17 protein-coding genes are annotated in these 19,033 nt (G+C 35.6%); 9 read left to right on the top strand and 8 right to left on the bottom strand.

Features of this window, described 5'->3' with window-relative positions; translation table 11 throughout:
- Positions 1-2 precede the first annotated feature (2 nt).
- The 7 genes from JKA74_RS03960 to JKA74_RS03935 all read left to right on the top strand — a co-directional run bounded on the left by JKA74_RS03960 (position 3) and on the right by JKA74_RS03935 (position 7,207).
- Entirely contained in the window at positions 3-380 is a 378-nt protein-coding gene (locus JKA74_RS03960) for a response regulator (RefSeq protein WP_201429854.1), read from the top strand.
- A gap of 2 nt (positions 381-382) precedes the next feature.
- Complete coding sequence (locus JKA74_RS20700) at positions 383-658, top strand: hypothetical protein (protein WP_236587489.1); 276 nt, start codon at positions 383-385, stop codon at positions 656-658.
- Entirely contained in the window at positions 655-1,416 is a 762-nt protein-coding gene (locus JKA74_RS03955) for an MBL fold metallo-hydrolase (RefSeq protein WP_201429853.1), read from the top strand. Before JKA74_RS20700 ends, JKA74_RS03955 begins: the two co-directional genes overlap by 4 nt.
- Before the next feature lie 2 nt (positions 1,417-1,418).
- Positions 1,419-2,990 (top strand): NFACT RNA binding domain-containing protein, encoded by a 1,572-nt coding sequence (locus JKA74_RS03950; protein ID WP_201429852.1) that lies wholly within the window; start codon positions 1,419-1,421, stop codon positions 2,988-2,990.
- A 183-nt stretch (positions 2,991-3,173) separates the two neighbouring features.
- On the top strand, positions 3,174-4,130 hold the full coding sequence (locus tag JKA74_RS03945; RefSeq protein ID WP_201429851.1) for a hypothetical protein: 957 nt from the start codon (positions 3,174-3,176) through the stop codon (positions 4,128-4,130).
- 2 nt (positions 4,131-4,132) lie between these two features.
- A complete protein-coding gene (locus JKA74_RS03940) occupies positions 4,133-6,679 on the top strand; it encodes a CHAT domain-containing protein (protein WP_201429850.1) in 2,547 nt (848 codons plus the stop codon).
- A 12-nt stretch (positions 6,680-6,691) separates the two neighbouring features.
- Positions 6,692-7,207: a YdeI/OmpD-associated family protein gene (locus JKA74_RS03935; RefSeq protein WP_201429849.1), complete on the top strand. Its 516-nt coding sequence runs from the start codon at positions 6,692-6,694 to the stop codon at positions 7,205-7,207.
- Between the two features lie 150 nt (positions 7,208-7,357).
- Here JKA74_RS03935 and JKA74_RS03930 read toward each other — a convergent pair whose 3' ends face one another.
- The 6 genes from JKA74_RS03930 to JKA74_RS03905 form a co-directional block, all read right to left on the bottom strand.
- Positions 7,358-7,864 (bottom strand): hypothetical protein, encoded by a 507-nt coding sequence (locus tag JKA74_RS03930; RefSeq protein WP_201429848.1) that lies wholly within the window; start codon positions 7,862-7,864, stop codon positions 7,358-7,360.
- A 276-nt stretch (positions 7,865-8,140) separates the two neighbouring features.
- Positions 8,141-8,638 (bottom strand): hypothetical protein, encoded by a 498-nt coding sequence (locus JKA74_RS03925; RefSeq protein WP_201429847.1) that lies wholly within the window; start codon positions 8,636-8,638, stop codon positions 8,141-8,143.
- Positions 8,639-8,876: 238 nt separating this feature from the next.
- The gene (locus tag JKA74_RS03920; protein ID WP_201429846.1) at positions 8,877-9,374 is read right to left on the bottom strand and encodes a hypothetical protein; all 498 of its coding nucleotides are present in this window, start codon (positions 9,372-9,374) and stop codon (positions 8,877-8,879) included.
- 278 nt (positions 9,375-9,652) lie between these two features.
- A complete protein-coding gene (locus tag JKA74_RS03915) occupies positions 9,653-10,618 on the bottom strand; it encodes a hypothetical protein (RefSeq protein ID WP_201429845.1) in 966 nt (321 codons plus the stop codon).
- A gap of 90 nt (positions 10,619-10,708) precedes the next feature.
- Positions 10,709-11,260 carry a helix-turn-helix domain-containing protein gene (locus tag JKA74_RS03910; RefSeq protein WP_201429844.1) on the bottom strand — a complete coding sequence of 184 codons (552 nt, stop codon included), beginning with the start codon at positions 11,258-11,260 and terminating at the stop codon, positions 10,709-10,711.
- A gap of 29 nt (positions 11,261-11,289) precedes the next feature.
- Positions 11,290-13,554, bottom strand: coding sequence for an ATP-dependent helicase (locus tag JKA74_RS03905; protein ID WP_201429843.1), 2,265 nt, complete (start codon positions 13,552-13,554; stop codon positions 11,290-11,292).
- Between the two features lie 130 nt (positions 13,555-13,684).
- Between JKA74_RS03905 and JKA74_RS03900 the strand changes: the two genes are divergently transcribed.
- Both JKA74_RS03900 and JKA74_RS03895 read left to right on the top strand, forming a co-directional pair.
- Positions 13,685-15,028, top strand: a complete 1,344-nt coding sequence (locus JKA74_RS03900; protein ID WP_201429842.1) for a sensor histidine kinase — start codon at positions 13,685-13,687, stop codon at positions 15,026-15,028.
- 56 nt (positions 15,029-15,084) lie between these two features.
- Positions 15,085-15,657 (top strand): DUF3109 family protein, encoded by a 573-nt coding sequence (locus JKA74_RS03895; RefSeq protein ID WP_201429841.1) that lies wholly within the window; start codon positions 15,085-15,087, stop codon positions 15,655-15,657.
- A 29-nt stretch (positions 15,658-15,686) separates the two neighbouring features.
- On the opposite strand, the gene JKA74_RS03890 is transcribed toward JKA74_RS03895, so the two are convergent.
- Both JKA74_RS03890 and JKA74_RS03885 read right to left on the bottom strand, forming a co-directional pair.
- Positions 15,687-17,999 (bottom strand): PAS domain-containing sensor histidine kinase, encoded by a 2,313-nt coding sequence (locus JKA74_RS03890; protein WP_201429840.1) that lies wholly within the window; start codon positions 17,997-17,999, stop codon positions 15,687-15,689.
- A 230-nt stretch (positions 18,000-18,229) separates the two neighbouring features.
- The gene (locus tag JKA74_RS03885; protein WP_201429839.1) at positions 18,230-19,033 is read right to left on the bottom strand and encodes a 3'-5' exonuclease; all 804 of its coding nucleotides are present in this window, start codon (positions 19,031-19,033) and stop codon (positions 18,230-18,232) included.

Raw genomic sequence — 19,033 nt, 5'->3', positions numbered from 1 at the left:
AAATGGCAGAAAACAAAAAAGTACTCATTGCTGAAGATAGTTCAGTCATCCAAAACCTGACAAAGAAAATTTTGATGATGCAAAACTATAGTATCCACTCCGCCAAAAATGGCAAGCAGGTTTTAGAGATACTGGAGAAAGAGAATTTTGACATCATCTTAATGGATATCAATATGCCTGTTATGGATGGTATGGAATGTACCAAGGCAATTCGTCAGTTAAAAGATAAGCAGAAAGCTAATATCCCCATTGTAGCTATTACAGGAAATGCCAAGAACTATAGTATTCAGGAATTTGAAGAGGCTGGAATTACCGAATATTTACCAAAACCTTTGAATTTTGACCAATTGGTGGAAACTGTCAAAAGACTGTCAAGCTAAAAATGCAGATAAAATACACAAAATCTTTTTTAAATAAACTAGAAGATCTTTTCTCAGAATCCGACTACATCCTGAGATATGAAAAAGGAAATTTTAAATCGGGTTACTGTGTGTTAAAAGAACAAAAAATTGTGATCATCAATAAGTTTTTTGATACAGAAGGGAAAATCAACTGCTTGGTAGATTTAATCAAAAATCTTGATTTGAATTCTAAATCCTTTACTGATAAAAACAAAATTTTTTATTTAGAACTGAAACAAACTGTATTAGCGCTTTGAAAATCACATTTCTAGGAACAGGAACTTCCCAGGGAGTACCGGTAATTGGTTGCGACTGTGAAGTATGTACCTCATTGGACTTTAGAGACAAAAGACTTCGCACCAGCATCCATATCGAAATGGATGGCAAAAGCCTTGTAATTGACACAGGTCCTGATTTTCGGGAACAAATGCTCAGGGAAAGAATAAATCATCTGGATGCAGTAATTTATACGCACGAACATAAAGACCATACTGCAGGTCTGGATGATGTAAGACCATTTAATTTCAGCCAAAATTTGGATATGCCTATATTTGGCAGAAAACCCGTTCTGGAGCAAATAAAAAGAGAATTCGCCTACATTTTTGCCGATAATAAATACCCGGGCATCCCAAGAGTAATCCTTCACGAAATAAAGAATGAGCCTTTCGAAGTAGAAGGTATTAAAATTCAGCCTATTGATGTATTGCATTACAAACTACCGGTATTTGGCTACCGTATTGGAGACTTTAGCTACATTACAGATGTAAATTATATCTCCGATAAAGAAAAAGAAAAAATAAAAGGTAGTAAGGTGGTAGTATTAAGTGCACTTCAAAGACAGGAACACCTCTCCCACTTTAATCTGGAACAAGCAATAGCCACTGTAAAAGAGCTGCAAATTCCCAATGCCTACTTCATCCATATGGGACATAGGATGGGCTTGCAACGTGTTGTAGACGAAGAACTACCTGAAGGCATGCAGCTAGCTTATGATGGCCTTAAAATCGAACTTTAGCCATGCATAATAATTACTACGCTTTTCGTATTCTGGTTCGTGAGCTCAGAAGCGAATTGATTGGAAAAAAACTTAATGCATGCTTTAGTCAAAGTAAGGATGAATTAATTTTAGTTTTCCGAAATAATATCGCGGATAAAGGCTTTCATATCAAAGCTTCTTTGACACCTGAGTTTTCTTGTCTCTGCTTCCCCCGGGATTTTGCCCGTACCAAAAAAAACAGCGTGGATTTGTTTCATGAATTTATTGAACAACCCTTAAAAGAGATCATACAATACGAGAATGAAAGATCCTTCAGCTTACATTTTGAGAATGGATTGTCACTCTTATTCAAAATGCATGGTAACAGATCCAATATCATAGCATTTGAGGGAAACCAGCCTTATAAGTTATTCAGAAGCAATTTTCCTCAAGATCTCAGCTTAAAACCAGAGGAATTGCACCGCTCTCTCCAACAAGACAAAAACCATTTTTTTGATGTAGAAGGCAACTATAAAAAGCTTTTCCCCACTTTTGGAAAGCTGATCAGTAAATATTTCGATTCCCTTCATTTATCCCAAAAACCACTGGATGAACAATGGGAAATAATTTCATTGCTATTACACGATTTGCTAAATCCCACCACATATTACACCATTTTATGGGATGACGAAATCTATTTCTCCTTACTCCCTATTGGAGAAGTGTTGAAAGAAGAAGATTCCATCATTGAGGGAATCACACAATTTTATTATATCTATTCAAAAGAGAATTTCATCCGAAAGGAGAAAAAACAACTTCTGAAAGTATTGGAAAAGAAGCGCAATCAAAATATTAATTACATCAATAAATCGAAGAATAAACTCCAGGAAATCAAGGACAAGCCTGGTTATAATGAATTGGCCGACATCATTATGGCTAATATGCACCAAATTCCCCATCGTGCAAAAGAGGTAGAGCTTCTCAATTTTTACACTAATGAGATGGTCACTATTCCCCTCAAGTCTAATTTGAGCCCACAGAAAAATGCAGAAAATCTCTATAGGAAATCAAAAAACCAGAAAATAGAGTTACAACAAATACAAGAGGCAATTACAGCCAAAGAAAGCATCCTTGAAAGAATTGAAAGGGAAATAGATGCAGTAAATGCTGCAGAAGATATAAAAAGTATAAAATCGCTTATCAGGAACAATCCAAAAGCTGAACATGCCCAGGTAGAGGAAAGAGTACCTTACAAAAAATTTGAAACAGCCGGCTTTACAATTCTGGTTGGAAAAGGAGCACGGGAGAATGACGAACTCACCCTAAAATATGCAAAAAAAGACGACTTATGGCTTCATGCCAAGGATGTAAGTGGTTCCCATGTAATATTAAAACATCAAAGTAATAAGCCATTTCCCCAGGAAGTAATTGAAAAAGCGGCACAACTCGCAGCTTTTTACTCCAAACGAAAAACGGATAGCCTTACACCCGTGATAGTAACTCCCAAGAAATTTGTGCGCAAGCCTAAAGGCCTTCCCCCCGGACTTGTACATGTGGACAAAGAAAATACTATTTTGGTTAGCCCCAACGATTGGTGGTCCAAAATTCCATAATAGTGATTTACCCATCATTCCACATTCATTAGCATTGAATATGCTATCTCTTTTTCTAATAATATTTCAACTATCCTTTATTATCATTTGCCATTTCTAAATCTGTAATTTCATATTACTATAAAATATTGCATAATTCCAAGTATACCCATAAATTGGTGCTAAATTTAGATTTTCAAGCAAATGAAAACAGCCAAATATTTAAGCACTTTCTTTATAGCTATATTAATACACGGGCAAGAAACGTATGCCCAGGGATGTAGCGATGCGGGTTTTTGTACAATGGGTGCCATGAAACCAGATCAGGCTTACAATGAAAAACTCCCTGTAAAACTTAGATCAATTGATGTCACTTTTTATGAAGGACAGTCAAATGTTTCAGCAAATATAAAAAGTGGAATCCTTGATTTCGGATTAATTACCAGGAATGATATAGCATTGCAATTCAAAGTCCCCTACATGTGGGTAAATGGTAATTTCGGGAGTACTTCAGGACTTGGGGATTTATCTTTAAGTGCTACAAAAAAAATTGTTGATCATCAAAAATATGATATATTAGCTACAATTGGAGCAAAAATCCCTTCAGGCAGATCCAACCTTAGACATAAGGAGCATGATGTGGTGCTTCCCATGTACTACCAAGTCTCTTTAGGTACCTATGACTTTATAATGGGTGCTTCCTTCATCAACAAAGACTGGTTGTTTTCAGTTGGTTATCAACAACCTATTATTCACCAAAATGAGAATTCTTTCCGTGGCAGTGTACAAAACTGGGCCTGGTATGAAGGGGGGATGGACTATGTATGGAAGCATGATGAAGCATTGGACCTCAAACGGGGTGCAGATGTAATGATGCGGGTAGAAAGGAATTTCAGACTATCACGATTAAATTTCAACCTGGGATTGTTGCCCATTTACCGGGTCACCAAAGATCAGGGAAAAGATGAAAATGGGGAGTACCAGAAATTGGAAGGTACTACAGGCCTGGCACTTTCAGCTTTGGGAGGAGTAGGTTATCGCTTCAATGTTTTTTCCAGCATCAAATTGATTTATGGTATGCAGTTGGCTGACAGAGAATACAACCCTGATGGGCTTACCAGAAAACATGTTTTGAATGTCACTTATCATTATAATTTTTAAATATGTTGCGTATTCTATTTATTGTAAGTTCTCTCCTATTATTCAGCAGTAGTTTGGTTGATGGGCAGGCTTTACCATTATCGTATCAGGACTATTTGAATCGTGCCAAAACGGAAAGTCTTGATAGTATCATTCATGAAATAGACCAGCTTGAGACTAATAATGAAAATTCGGCATTGCTTGGAGAATTGTTCTTATTGAAAGGAAGAAATGATTTGTCCACTCAATATCTCGATCGTGCTATAAAGAACATGGAGTCTACTGCAAGCAACCAATCTGAGTTATATTGCAGGGCGTTGAGCAATAAAGCCATAGTCCTTTGGAATGAAGGAAAAGAAGACAATGCATTGGAATACCTTCATGAAGCTTTGAGGTTAAGAAATACAAGGAAGAACCCACAATCCAGTGTACTGGCAGATAATTATAACAATCTGGGTTTGGTGTATAGTGGTGTGAGTTATGAAGAGTCAAAAGCCTATTACCTCAAATCATTGGCACTGTATAAACAACAACCTAAAGAAAACCTGAATAAAATTATCCAAACTACCATCAATATTAGTTTACAGGAAAGCTCTAAGGAAAACTACAAAGAAGCAAGCAAACTTCTTTATCAGGCTTTGGATGAATGGAAAAAGAACCACTCTTCCTTATTGCCGACAGAAGCTTTTATTTTAGTCAACCTTGCCAATATCGATTATAAAAAAGGAGACCTGAAACTGGCTGAGGAGAACTACCTGGAGGCAATAGATATTTATTTAAAAAACTATGGTGAAAGAAATTCGGAACTGGCAAATGCCTATATGTTGCTTGGCGACTTGTACAATGCTCAATCTGAATTCAAAAATGCCCTCCTTTATAATCAAAAAGCATTAATTGCTAATAGTTTTGAATTTAATTCGCCTGAACCAGAAAACAACCCGAAGCTTACTGATGCAATAAAGCCTTATAACCAGTTGGTCATTTTACTTAGAAAGGCAAAAATTTATGAAAACTACTATTACGGCTATTCGATAAAGAAACAACACCTGGAATTAGCGATGGAAGCTTTAGCTCTTTCAGATGATTTAATAAAAGAGCTGAGAACAAATATGTCAAGTAAAAAAGATTTGCTGGCCTTAAGCGATTTAGCTTCTGAAGTATACGAAAATGCACAAGGTATTTCCCTGCGATTACAGGAAGTTTCACTTTTTGGCAAAGAGTATGCGCAACAAGCATTTTTCTATGCCGAAAAAGCGAAAGGATCCAGTTTGTTAAGTGCACTGGTGGAATCAGAAGCCAAAAATTTTGCGAAGGTACCTGCTGATTTAATTGAACAGGAAAATAAATTACAAAATGAAATAGCATTTTTAGGTACACAAATTGCCCTTAATAAAAGCAATATTACAGAATTGAGGGCTTTGCTCTTCACACGGAAAAACCAGTATGAAAATCTTATTAAGAGGCTGGAAACAGAATTCCCCGAGTATTATAACTTAAAGCACAATCTAACTGTAGCCAGCCTTGAAGAAATACAATCTACTATAGCTTCGGATGAAGCCATTTTAAATTATTCCTTCAACTCAGCTTCTGATGAACTTTATGTATATTTTATAAGTCAGGATCAATTCAAGATTTCTGTGGTTCCTGAAGCCAGCCAGATCAATAAATATATAAGGGCTTTTCGAAATACGCTGGTTTATAACCTAAAGCCGGAATTTGAAACCATTTCTTATCAGCTTTATGAATACCTTCTACCACATAAGATTCCCGGTAAAATTACTCAACTTACCATTATTCCTGATGGAGAACTTGGCAAAATACCTTTTGAAGCACTTTTAATGAACAAAGAAAAAACACCACAAGCCTATCATTCACTGGATTATCTCATCAAAAGGTATGAAGTTAATTATGCTTTCTCAGCAACCCTTCATATGAAGGAACAGAAGAAACCAACCAACAATGAAGCTCTTTTAGTTGCCCCTATTTTATTTGAATCAAACCTATTATCGCAACTTCCGGGGACTAAAAAAGAACTCGGCTCTATTCAAGAGATATGTGATAATAAAAACATTCAATCCAGGCAACTTACTTATGCAGAAGCATCAGAAGAAAATTTCAAAAATGGCGACCTGAAAAAATATAAGTACATCCATTTAGCTACCCATGGAGTGGTAGATGTAATTACACCTGAACTTTCCGGTGTTTTCTTCAATAAAGCTGATGACATGGAAGATGGTATTTTATATACAAGTGAAATATACTCTTTGGATATCAATGCTGATTTGGTATCTCTATCAGCCTGTGAAACAGGTTTAGGAAAAGTAAGTCGTGGCGAAGGGATTCTTGGGCTGGGCAGAGCATTTACCTATGCCGGAGCACAAAACCTAATGGTATCTATTTGGAAAGTAGCAGATGAATCGACCTCTGTACTAATGACTCGTTTTTACGACAACAGCATTACCAAAAATGAATCATATTCCTCAGGATTGAGAAAAGCAAAGCTGGACATGATCAATTCAGATAATGCCGCTCCTTATTATTGGGCACCATTCATTCTCTGGGGGAAATAAAATTAGATTAAGATGCACCAGTTCTCATCCCGGCTTTTAAGATTTGATTCAAACCTGTGGCAATACCATTTTTCTGTCCCTGAGGATTTAGCCAGGAAATTAATTATAGCTGACAATAAAAGGGTGGTTTGTACACTTAACGGGGAAGCAAAGTGGCCCGCTGCCATAATGAAATCCGAAGCTTACTGGTTTATTTTAGTCAATAAAAAAATTGTTAACCAATTGAGAATACAGGAAGGCTCAGAGCTTAAAGTACAATTGGAAAAAGACCATTCCACCTATGGTTTTGAAATGCCGGAAGAATTAGAAGTGCTTTTTGATCAGGATGAGGAAGCTTATCATTATTTTAAGCAGTTAACCTTAGGCAAACAAAGAAGTCTTATCTACATTGTTATTAAAGTAAAAAACCCGGATAGCAGATTGAAAAAGGCCTTGGCCATTGCTCATCACCTGAAGGAAATAAAGGGCCAATTAGATTTTAAATTACTCAATGAAACCATTAAGGTATATAATAAAAAGGCTTTATAGTTAAAAAATCAGTAGAGTTAAAGGATTTTCCTTTTGCAACAGTTAAACTATCTTTCTTACTACTGTGTAGTGCTATGTAAAAAAGAAATCCACATAACACCAGAAGTGACTCCTTTGGTATTATGTGGATTGGATAAAATATTTTGCCCTTTAATTGATGGAAATAGTCATTTGATTGCTTCCTTCTTCAAAGGAAAAGCCGTTGTACAATTGATGAATATGACTATTATAATCTAAAAGCTGCTTACTATTACCTTCAGTAGTTGTTTCAATAATCATATCACTTGTAGAAGGTTCACCCATTTGCATGTTTAATTCTATTACAGCCAATACATTTCTAACATTTTGTTTTTTCCATTGATTATGGGAAAACATGTAGAATCCGGGATTCTCATCAGTTACATATACTAGTTGGGTATAATTGGCCTCAGTAAGGGCAGAAAGTTCACTTTTATTTACTTTAGGGATCAATACATCAAAATCAAGATTATTCATTTGTACTTTCATGCTGTTACTCACTTTCTCAAAATCATTGCCCAATACAGGGCTCTGAGCTTGTAACTTCAGGCTTAGTCCAAACAATGTAATAAACACCACTAATAGCACAACCAGAACGTTTTGGTGGGCAACTCGGATACTTCGGGGATTTGTTCTCATGGTTTTTGTTTTTATATTACTCAAAGGTCAACAAAACCTAAGCCGCATAAATGAGGGCTTTGCCGAAATTACATCTAGGTGATTTACCTACTACTAAAAATATGATTTATAGTCTGGGACTAAAAGCTAATCTCAGAGTTAAAAAGTAGTATCAACAAAGATATAAGAAGAAAAGAGAACAATACAACAGATGTATTTTCATACTTCTTATAAACTAAAAAATCCACATGACACCGGATAACCGGGATCATGTGGATTAAAAAGCCAATGAATCTTTTATCTTATTACAACCGCCATTTGATTGCTTCCTTCTTCGAAGATAAAGCCTTTGTACAATTGTTCAATATAGCTGTTATAATCTAGTCTCTGCTTACTATTGGCTACGGAAGCTTCTATAATTATATCTTCTGAAGATGGTGCTGACATGTGTATGTTCAATTCAATTTCAGCCAATACACTTCTAACATTTTGCTTAGTCCACTGATTATGTGAATACATATAGAAACCTGGATCTTCATTAGTCACATAAACCACTTGGTTATAATTGGCCTCAACAAAAGCTGAAAGCTCATTTTTGTTTACTTTTGGAATCAACACATCAAACTCCTGATTGTTCATCTGAATTTTCATACTGTTATTCACTTTCTCCATATCATACCCCAAAACAGGGCTTTGCGCCTGAGCATTAAGGCTCATTCCAAAAAACGCCATTACAGCAAATAAAACTATAATGAAATTCTGATTGGTAATTTGGAAGTATGTTGGATTTTTCATGGCTTTATATTTTGTTGTTAATCAAAGGTCACCAATATTCGGACAGGATAGATGAGGGCTTTGCTGAAATTGCGTTTAGGTGATTCACTTACTGCTTTTAATTAAGAGTTATAACGAGTGATGGAAATAAAAGAGGTTTCTTAAAAATCGGGAAGTTTTATTCCATAGAAACTAAAAATCCACATCGCACCTTATCAGTGTGATGTGGATTAAAAAACAATCCCTTTCTTCTATAAATTTATAAACGTATGGCCAATTGCCCACTTTCTTTCTCAAATGTAAACCCATTATATAAGGTACTAAGGTGACCATTGTAGTCAACCAACTGTTTACTGCCATTTGCACCAACTTGAATAATTATACTCTCTGCAATTGGAGGACTCATTTGAAGATTCATTTCTATTACAGTTAAAACATCTCCTACCGTTTGTTTGGTCCACTGATTATTGAAAAACATATAAAAACCAGGCTTCTCATCGGTTACATAAACCAATTGATTATAATTGTTATCGGAGTAAGTCATCAATTCATTCGTGTCGACTTTTGGTACCAGTACATCGAAATCATAATTTTTCAATTGAATTTTCATGGTGGCATTTATCTTTTCACCATCATTCCCCAAAACAGGACTTTGAGCCCTAAGCTTAATACTCATTCCAAGAAGTGTAATGATAACAACTAATACTACCAGGATATTCTGGTTAGCAATTCGGAAGTATTTGGGATACGTTTTCATAGTCTTCATCTTTATTGTTATTCAAATGTCACCATAATCCGTTCACCAAATATGAGTAAGATGCCGAAATTACATTTAAGTGATTTACCTAATGCATATGTATTTCTTAACCCTTTATACTGAAAATCAACATCTTACATTCTTCATCTGCTCTGCACAGGATTTATTGAATAAAATTATTTTGTATATACCTCATAGCTTTTTTAACTGAACATGCAAAAACATTCCTGAAGATTATATTAGTCAGAAGCAATTTGAATAAATAAGATTAGGTAATACTATTCATCGGCTTCCAAAATGGCGAATTTTTCGTTTCTCGCATCTAAAACAAGCACCTTGTCCATAAAAATCTTGTTTCCTATCATCCCTCCCATTCCACTCAATTTCATCAAAGCAGTCTGTATAAAAGTTGTTCCTTCAATATAGGTTACCTGCTTTAAAGAAATACTTGTTTTTCCAAACTGAATAATTCCATCACTGGCAATATTATGAACAGTCAGAGGTTTGCCCCAGGAATTAGCAATATATGTTTCTTCCTCTGCACCAGCTAAAGCATATTCATTCCATCGATCTTTATCTGTTAATAATTCGAAAGCACTACTTCCTGAATCATAATAAAGTTTCGTAGGCTCACCATTTACAGATGCACTTAATAGTACCTTTCTTTGGTCAAACTCAAAATCAACCTGATCTTGAACCGGAATGGATTGAGGAAATACATTTCCGAAATAAATAAGGTCATCTTTGAAATCAAACACTGTCACTTTATGCTCCAAAATATCTGACCCAAGTGTGCCAATTATATTGATGGCTATGCTGTCATTCCATTTTATTTCATTACCCCTATTGATAGTTCTAAGAATGGGAGCCATTACTTTAATATTTCCTAAGGTAAATGTGACATCCTTAATTTGATTTTCAGCCTCAGAAACGAATTCAGCTTCGGGGTATCTTTCCCATACAGATTGCAAAGCATTACTATAAAAGATAGTGCTATGTGACCCTAAATCGAATTGAAGATAAAAAATTTCTGGTATTCCATGGAGTTTCATGGGGAGTAAAAGTGCAGAAATGGAACTGTTTTCATCTTCCATCCAGGTAATAGGGATACTATCAGTATGGGCAGAAAGATTCAGCGTATTATCGGGTGGAGAAAATTTAGCTTTAAAATATATATATCCACCAATTGAAGACACAATTAGCAATGCCAGGAAAATAATAAGGGTGATTTTAAGAATTCTCATTTTTAAATTGGATTTAGATAATGATCCAAATTTGTTCAAATTGAGACACTTTCTTAGCGTCAAGGACATGACAGTTTTATGCCAATTACATCAAAGCAGTTTAAAACCAATTGCCAGTTGTTCATATTTCCCCTTATTGATAGCAATAGCGAATCTGGCAATCATAAAAATGTTAAAACAATAAGCTATTAGCAATACAAACAATATGAGTGGAAATGGCAAGCCTAATACTTTTTGAACAAAAGGACTCACCGCTAATAAGATTGACACAACAACAGTCCAGCTAATATGATAGTTGATAAGGTGTTTCCCTATTTGATCTACTTTTTCGGATTTTCTGTACCTCAACCACAATGCGATTGGAAAAAAAAGGTTACCGAACGGAATACCAATAAAGACCAAGGCAGAAATATTTATCAATCTTAACTGATGGTTTTCCTCTTTATCAACTACATGGCCGTTCCCCAATAATTCGTGAGATTGCATATTCATTGCCTGAGCTAAGGCTGAAAGTGTATGGCCTTTGGGAATGGACTCACCAGATTCTACCCTTTGTACAGTTCGGAGGGATAAATTAGCAATTTCAGCCAACTCCGTCTGTGTAATGCCATTTTGTTCCCGGAAAAATTTGATTTTATTCAATTTCTTTAAAGGCTTAATCTATTAAAATGCTACTCCATTATCCTCAATTTTGCAAAAGTGAGTAATAAAGTTTTTTCTCCAAAATTCTCAAATTCGATGGTAGCTTTTCTATTGGCTCCCTCCACGTCCATCTTCTTCACATCCCCAAAACCAAATTTAGGGTGTTCAACTCGCATCCCGGTATCCAGTTTCCGGGTATCGCTTGGGGCAAAATCCGGAGATGGGGTATGCAACTTTTTTCCAGGAGGTACTTTATTTTCAGCTTTTCTTTGGGCTACCAAATTACGGGCGTAGAAACTATTCCCCTGACCGGAATTCAGTTTTCCCATTGGCTCCGAATTATTGAATTTACGATCAACTTTTACAAACTCAGGCGCAATCTCTTCTATAAAACGACTAGGTTCGCAGCTTTTAAGTCTGCCGAAGCGGTAGCGCGTTAATGCATAACTCAGAGTTACTTTCTCCATAGCTCTCGTGAGTGCTACATAAAACAACCTCCTCTCCTCCTCCAGGTCTGCCCTGCTATTCAGCATCATTTGGGATGGAAACAAATCCTCTTCCATTCCTACCACATACACATGTTTAAACTCCAATCCTTTGGCAGAGTGAATGGTCATCATATTTACATAGTCGGTGTCCGCAGGATTTTCCTTGTTAGCATCAGTCAAGAGTGCCACGTCAGCAATAAAAGCTTCAAGGGATTTATCTTCCTGTTCGGGGGTATCCACAAACTCTTTAATGGCATTAAGCAATTCCTGAACGTTCTCGTATCGGTTAAGTCCTTCTATGGTTTTATCATCATACAAGTCCCTAAGCAAGCCGGATTGTTTAGCTATAAAAGCAGCTGTTTCATAAGCATCTGCACGTTCTAATTTGATTTTAAAAGTTTTAATAAGTGTGACAAAATTTTCAACAGCATTTGCAGTACGCCCGGAAATAAATTTCCTGATATTTTCAAGCACCTCGAAAATACCCATATCGTTCTCAAAACCGGCTACTATTATTTTATCGACAGAACTAGCTCCTATCCCCCTTTTTGGCAGGTTTATGATTCTTCGAAATGATTGTTCATCATTAGGATTGATAACAAAACGTAAATAAGAGAGCAAGTCTTTAATTTCTTTCCTTTGGTAAAACGACAGTCCCCCAAAAATCCGATAGGGAATATTCATTTTTCGCAAGGCTTCCTCCATGGATCGCGACTGACTGTTGGTTCTGTACAGAATGGCAAAGTCACGGTTTTCAAGCTTTTTGTTATTCCTATCTTCAAAAATAGATGAGGCTACCAAACGCCCCTCTTCATTGTCAGAAGTGGATTTAATTAAATTCACCAGTTCACCGTTATCATTATCCGTCCAGATATTTTTTTGCAACTGTGCGGAATTTTTTAATATGACTGAATTGGCTGCATTCACTATATTTTGAGTACTTCTATAGTTTTGCTCCAATTTAATCACTCTTAAATCAGGATAATCTTTTTCAAAATTGAGGATATTCTGAATATTTGCGCCCCTGAAGGCATAAATACTTTGGGCATCATCACCTACTACGCATATATTCTGGTGTACTGAAGCCAGCCTTTTGGTAATGAGATATTGCGATATATTGGTATCCTGAAACTCATCAATCATCACATATTTAAATCTCTGCTGGTATTTATTTAATACATCAAGGTGATCTCTGAAAAGCACATTGGTATTGAAAAGCAAATCATCAAAATCCATGGCACCGGAGCGAAAACAACGCTCCACATACTCTTTATATATAATTCCCATTTTAGGTTTCAGAGCCTGCTCATCCTCCGAAATATATAATGGATTGTTTAGGTAATTCTGCCAGGAGATAAGATTGTTTTTGGCACCGGAAATACGATTATATACCAGGTTATGCTTATAAACCTTATCATCCAGTCCTTTTTCCTTTACAATATTCCTGATGAGGGATTTGGAATCATCCGTATCATAAATAGTGAAATTACTGGGATAGCCCAACTTATCCGCCTCAGACCTTAATATTCTGGCAAATATAGAGTGAAAAGTACCCATCCACAGGTTCCTGGCATCTGTTCCGGCTACACTTTCAATTCTTGCACGCATTTCCTTAGCAGCTTTATTAGTAAAGGTAAGTGCCAAAATACTAAAAGGATCTACGTTCTTACTTCTAATTAAATGAGCAATTCTGTAGGTCAAAACCCTGGTTTTCCCTGAACCTGCTCCTGCAATAATCATAGTGGGGCCTTCCAGGTTTTCAACGCCTTCTCTTTGTGGGGAGTTTAACTGTTCTAAGTAATCCATAAAACAAATTTAAAACCAAATCCTTACTTCGCATCGTAATTGTGAGGAAATATCAGCATACCATAAAATAGTTTATGAAGGAATGTTGATTCGCGTAAGGTATATTTATTATATTATACTTTAATATTTGATGACAAAAGACAGACTCTACAAATTGAACCCTATTTTGCTCTCTTTCTATGATAAAGAGATCGAAAATGAATTTAATAAAAATTTCTTCAAACAGGACTTATATTCTCTTCGGTTTGTAATTGCCCTTGGCATTGTACTTAGTATAATCTTCATTTTTGTGGATATGTTACGTTACGAAGAAAACAAGGTGACATCTCTGGCTTTTAGGGGAGGCATGGCATTAATTTTAATGATTTTTGGAGCATTTACTTTCCTTTTGAAGGAAAAACACTATCGATTGACTCAATTTCTGGGTATGTTGGTTGCAGCATTTGTTGGGGTTGTTTTCTTTGCCCATTACCATTCCATTGAAGATCCGGGCTTTGATATTTTCCTGTCTAATATATTAATGGTATTGATTTTTATTTTTTCCACTATTATGGGGTTTAGATTTCGGTATTCATTATTGATTAACACCTTCTTCTATATTGCCTATATAGTATACATAGATAATTTTAATTATTCAATAATAGCTGCCAGGCAAATCAGTCAATTATCAGTGATATATTCAGTGGGTATTTTAGCGGCATATTTGTTGGAAAAACAAAAAATCAATTTATTTATTAACAAGAAAGAACTGCATAAGGAAATCAGGAAAGTTGACAACCTCAACAAGATTAAAAACAAACTATTTTCCATTATCTCGCATGACCTGAGAGGCCCTATAGTTTCATTAAAGGGAATTGTTTCATTGTTCAACCTTAATGCTATCTCGCACGATGAGATTAAAGTACTGGCAAAAGATCTTGAAAGGGATTTGGATAAAACTTCTAACCTCATGGAAAATATGTTGGCCTGGTCTAAAAGCCAATTAGATGGTATAGAAATAAAGAAAGTGGAAATCAATATCTGGAAGGAAATAAAAGGGCTGTCAAAGCTTTTCAAAACCCAATTTTCTACCAAAGCCATAACTTTTGTAATGGAACCGGAGGCCGATATTACCATTTATTCAGATAAGGAAATGGTACAAATAATTTTTCGTAACCTGATTTCCAATGCTATTAAGTTCACCCCACATGGTGGTGAAATCAGGGTTTCGGGAGAAGTAGCTGGTAACAATTATAAAATAAAGATAAAAGATTCCGGTGTGGGAATTGAGCCGAAAAAATTATTACATCTATTCGAAATAGATAAAAACAATGTGGTAGGTACTTCTTCATCAAGTGGTTCGGGAATTGGGCTTATGCTGGTAAAAGAATTTGTGGATGCCAACAATGGCATAGTGAGTTGCGAGAGTGTGATAGGTGGTGGCACCATTTTTTCAGTAAGCCTGCCAATAGCAGACACCTCCTTACCTATTTAAAGAGAAATAATTTTATTTTATTAGGCAGTTCAAGGGATTAGCCATAATTTTGTAGCATGATATTAATAGGAAATACAGTTATATCTGAGGATGTAAAAGACAAAAATTTTGTTTGTAATCTTGATAAGTGCAAAGGGGCTTGTTGTGTAGAGGGTGATTTAGGTGCTCCGCTTAATGCAGATGAATTACCGATTATGGATGAAATATATGAGAAAGTAAAACCCTATTTATCCAAAGAAGGTATTAAAGCCATTGAGGAGCAAGGTACTTACATCAAAGACTGGGAAGGTGACTACAGTACTACTACTATTAATGAAAAAGAGTGCGCCTATGCTATTTATGATGAGAAAAACATTCTGAAATGTGGTATAGAGCAGGCTTACAATGATGGTAAAATAAATTTCATGAAACCAATTTCCTGTCATCTATATCCAATCCGTATTACGGAATATGAACAATATGATGCATTGAATTATGATCGTTGGGAAATCTGCAATCCTGCTTGCGATTTTGGTGAGAAATTAGGTGTACCATTATATAAATTCCTGAAGGATGCGTTAATTCGCAAATATGGTGAAGCCTGGTATTTGGAGCTTGAAAATGAGATTGAAAATAAGGTAGAAGAATAACTTTCTTATCATGGATGCTATCTTACGAATCAGGATTCAACAGGTAATTGGTTGGGTAATTTAATCTGAAAAATACTACCAATACCGGGCTCAGATTTGACAGAAACCTTCCCTTTTAGTTTATCAATAGTTTCTTTTACAATGTAAAGTCCTATTCCAGACCCATTACTGCTCTCAGAGGCTCTGAAAAACATTTCAAATATTTTCTTCAGGTACTGTTTTTCAATACCCACACCATTATCGGCTACTGAAATCATAGTTTGATTACCTTCTTTCTCGATATTAATTTTTATAAAAGGAGTATTTGCAGAAGGATTATAATATCGAATTGAATTGGAAACAAGATTATTGAATATGATAAGCAATCTTCTTTTATCAGAATAAAACTGAATAGAAGGATCGATGGTAACTACTTTCTCTATTTTATCAAAATTAGGCAAGTATTTGAAATTACTGAATGTCTCATTAACTAGCTCATTAAAATCAATTTCCTCCTTTATAATGGCTTGCCTGGAGTTTCTGGACAGGTTGATGATGTCCTGAATAAAATTGTCCAGCTTAGTAATACTTGTGTCAATAAGATCGAGGTAATAACTTAATTTATCCTTTTCTTTTTCATTTTTAGCTAAGTTGATCAATCCTCTTACAGAACTCAAAGGTGCTTTCAGGTCATGGGACGCACTATAGACAAAGCTATCCAGTTCACTATTCAGTTTTTTCAATTGAATATTCTGGTTCTTCAACTTTTGCTGAGCGCTTTTAATGGCAGTAACATCTCTTATCGCCCCATCAAAATAAGTCACTCCATCCTCTCCCACTGTAAGCATACTACTAATTAAACCAGTAAAAGTTTCCCCATTCTTCCTTTTGAAGAGTACCTCCACATTAGTGAACTTTTTCTTGGTTTCCAATAGGTGAAGAATCTTTTTCCTATCATTAGGATTGGTATAAAGTTTAGTTAAATCTTCAAAATTATAAAGCTCATTTTTGGATTCGAAACCAAACATATTCATAAAAGCTTCATTGATATAGACCATGCCCCGATCAGAACTGGTGCGATAAATGGCTTCAGAAATATGCTGGTTGACTGAAGCCAGCAATTTCTCACTATTGTTCACCCGTTCCTTAGTAAAATAGCTTTCTGTAATATCGTTGCTCAAGCAGGCTAATCCTAATATTTCACCATCAACCATTACAGGAAACACTTTGGAAGCTATTACTTTAACTATTTTGTCCCCTTCATAATATTTATCATTATAAGTTGCTTCCTTACCTTTCAAAGCTATTTCAACCCTTTCCTTTATACTTTCATATTTACCGGCCAATTGGGGTTGGTTCAATAAGTTCATTCCAACTTCAGGCACAAACCCAAATGAGGACTTAACATGCTCCAGGAAATTTTTGTTGAATGAAATCAGGACATAATTTTTATCAATGTACCATAAAATAGAATCCAGACTATCAAATATGGCACGAAGGCTAGCTTCCTGATGAAGTGTTTCACCTAACTCGTGACTCAGGTTTTGATGAAATTCATTTTTAAGCCGTTGAAGCTCATTCTTCATTTCATTATAGTCACTGATACTATTGTTAAGGACGCCATATATGGGTGCAAAAGGATTTTCTTTTTCTATCTCGCTCAAACTTGTAGAGGCCCTACTGTCCCAGGATAAGTTAGAGATTGCTCCGAAAAGTTGATGAAGCTGCTGATCCCAACTATTCTTTTCTTTTTCTCTCTCGCTTTTCAGCTTTTGAATCACTTCAATTAACTCTTTCTGATTCATTGCACTTAGCTCCTTTTCTTCTAGTGCCTCATCAATATTTTTGTGTTCTCTTTTAAGTGCGGTATCAAGTGCATACTGAAGATCCGGCACCTTCCTCATCCCTACTAAATGTTCCGGTTTATGAAGCTCATACATATCCAATATAACCTTGGCAATTCCTTGGTAAATAAAGATGACTTCCTGCCAATATTCCCGAAATTTTAAGTCGAAAAAATTAACCTCTTTTCGTGCAGAGTGAGGCATGTTGTAAAGACCCGTAGCATCCATCACAAAAGTTAATTTTACGGATGTGCTACTGTAATTTTTTCCGGCTTTCAATAAACTGCTGAAAAAATATTCCGCTTTTTCTCCATCAGCTTCACCTATGGAGCATACATATAATACTTTTTTTTCAATTAAGAGATAGTAGCTACAGTAATCATCAAAATGAGTAATATTGCAATCATCAAGCCATTCAAATTGAATTTGATTTTCTTGCAAGTAATTGATTACTTCTTTGATTCTTTCTGAACCCAAATGGTGCATCCGCTTATATTCTATAAATTTAAATATAAGCAAAAAGGAAGTTTGCTTTTTGGTTAAAAGAGATTAATTACTGTTAATGTATGGTTTATGGAAGAAAAGATGAAAAAATAGCAATAAATCTCACAATCTAATCATTGGTTCTTCCTATTATTTAGCGGTTTTTCTCCTCCCAAATAGAGCCAAACTCCATACATCAAATCCAGAGTTTATTCCAAGAATCTCAATACCTCAATTTTTTCCTCTTATACGCAATTAATAAACTATCACTTCTGAAAACCTCTCAACTTTATTTCTGTCAATTTTCGTTTAGTGTCCATAGGAAAATCACCTTTCATCATCCAGTCGTAATAACCGGATTCTTTTTTCAACACATCTTCGACAGCCTGGCCTTTAAACTTTCCAAAGTTAAAGACTTCCACATTCTCATCATTGAAGACAAACCTACCTGCCAAATCCACCATACTATCATTGGTCAACTTATGCAAAGAGTCTACATTATTTTCTATGGTACCTATTGCTCTTCCTCTTAAATCTTTCAGGGTTTGTCCTTCATATCTTTTGATTTGTGCATCAAGTACTTCCAAAGTAGCCAATGTGTCAGCCTCAGCACTATGAGCATCCACCAGGTCCTTTTCGCAATAAAATTTATAAGCTGCGGTCAATGTTCTTTTCTCCATCATATGGAAAATTTTCTGGGCATCCAGAAGCTTCCTTTTAGAAATATCAAAGTCCACATCTGACCTTAAAAACTCTTCCACCAATACCGGCACATCAAACTTCAATATATTAAAGCCTGCGAGATCACATCCTCTTAAAAAAGTAGCTAACTCCTTCGCTAGAGCCTTAAAAGCAGGCTTATCTTTCACATCTGCATCGTAAATACCATGGATCAAACTTGATTCCAGAGGAATTGGACGTTCAGGATTTACCCTTTCTGTGTTAGTAATCACCTCTCCGTCAGGCATTACCTTTACAAAGGAATATTCTACTATTCTATCAGAAACAATATTAGTGCCTGTAGTTTCGAGATCGAAGAATACTAAAGGATTGGTGAGTTTTAAAAACAT

The sequence above is a fragment of the Marivirga aurantiaca genome (genome assembly GCF_016679925.1).
Lineage (GTDB): Bacteria > Bacteroidota > Bacteroidia > Cytophagales > Cyclobacteriaceae > Marivirga > Marivirga aurantiaca.
This window is presented reverse-complemented; position numbering and strand designations above follow the sequence as displayed.

What these genes read in the sequence shown, in the direction of transcription:
- JKA74_RS03895 (WP_201429841.1), top strand. Translation starts at nt 15,085, where the DNA reads ATGATATTAATAGGAAATACAGTTATATCTGAGGATGTAAAAGACAAA.
- JKA74_RS03900 (WP_201429842.1), top strand. Translation starts at nt 13,685, where the DNA reads ATGACAAAAGACAGACTCTACAAATTGAACCCTATTTTGCTCTCTTTC.
- JKA74_RS03915 (WP_201429845.1), bottom strand. Translation starts at nt 10,618, where the DNA reads ATGAGAATTCTTAAAATCACCCTTATTATTTTCCTGGCATTGCTAATT.
- JKA74_RS03960 (WP_201429854.1), top strand. Translation starts at nt 3, where the DNA reads ATGGCAGAAAACAAAAAAGTACTCATTGCTGAAGATAGTTCAGTCATC.
- JKA74_RS03920 (WP_201429846.1), bottom strand. Translation starts at nt 9,374, where the DNA reads ATGAAAACGTATCCCAAATACTTCCGAATTGCTAACCAGAATATCCTG.
- JKA74_RS03935 (WP_201429849.1), top strand. Translation starts at nt 6,692, where the DNA reads ATGCACCAGTTCTCATCCCGGCTTTTAAGATTTGATTCAAACCTGTGG.
- JKA74_RS03925 (WP_201429847.1), bottom strand. Translation starts at nt 8,638, where the DNA reads ATGAAAAATCCAACATACTTCCAAATTACCAATCAGAATTTCATTATA.
- JKA74_RS03930 (WP_201429848.1), bottom strand. Translation starts at nt 7,864, where the DNA reads ATGAGAACAAATCCCCGAAGTATCCGAGTTGCCCACCAAAACGTTCTG.
- JKA74_RS03905 (WP_201429843.1), bottom strand. Translation starts at nt 13,554, where the DNA reads ATGGATTACTTAGAACAGTTAAACTCCCCACAAAGAGAAGGCGTTGAA.
- JKA74_RS03885 (WP_201429839.1), bottom strand. Translation starts at nt 19,033, where the DNA reads ATGTTTTTAAAACTCACCAATCCTTTAGTATTCTTCGATCTCGAAACT.
- JKA74_RS03940 (WP_201429850.1), top strand. Translation starts at nt 4,133, where the DNA reads ATGTTGCGTATTCTATTTATTGTAAGTTCTCTCCTATTATTCAGCAGT.
- JKA74_RS20700 (WP_236587489.1), top strand. Translation starts at nt 383, where the DNA reads ATGCAGATAAAATACACAAAATCTTTTTTAAATAAACTAGAAGATCTT.
- JKA74_RS03950 (WP_201429852.1), top strand. Translation starts at nt 1,419, where the DNA reads ATGCATAATAATTACTACGCTTTTCGTATTCTGGTTCGTGAGCTCAGA.
- JKA74_RS03945 (WP_201429851.1), top strand. Translation starts at nt 3,174, where the DNA reads ATGAAAACAGCCAAATATTTAAGCACTTTCTTTATAGCTATATTAATA.